This window comes from Vibrio neptunius, from assembly GCF_000967495.1.
Taxonomy (GTDB): domain Bacteria; phylum Pseudomonadota; class Gammaproteobacteria; order Enterobacterales; family Vibrionaceae; genus Vibrio; species Vibrio neptunius.
In genome coordinates, this window is the sequence record NZ_JXXU01000102.1 from 1 (window position 1) to 280 (window position 280).

The 280-nt window shown below is 50.7% G+C and carries 2 tRNA genes; both read right to left on the minus strand.

Annotated elements, in window-relative coordinates:
* Positions 1-47: 47 nt before the first annotated feature.
* Positions 48-123 (minus strand) — tRNA-Val (locus TW84_RS22790).
* Between the two features lie 35 nt (positions 124-158).
* Positions 159-234 (minus strand) — tRNA-Ala (locus TW84_RS22795).
* Positions 235-280: the final 46 nt, after the last annotated feature.

Genomic DNA, 280 nt, shown 5'->3' on the forward strand with positions numbered 1-280 from the left:
CATGAAGTAACCATTTTTAAGAACACTTACGCAAATGCGCTTAAAGATGGTGGGCGATACCGGGCTCGAACCAGTGACCCCCTGCTTGTAAGGCAGGTGCTCTCCCAACTGAGCTAATCGCCCACATGAGTTTTTCGTCTTGTGGAAGACGTCAAGAATGGTGGAGCTAAGCAGGATCGAACTGCTGACCTCCTGCGTGCAAGGCAGGCGCTCTCCCAGCTGAGCTATAGCCCCATCTTGAGAATCATTTCTGTAAAAGAAATGGTGGGTCGTGCAGGAT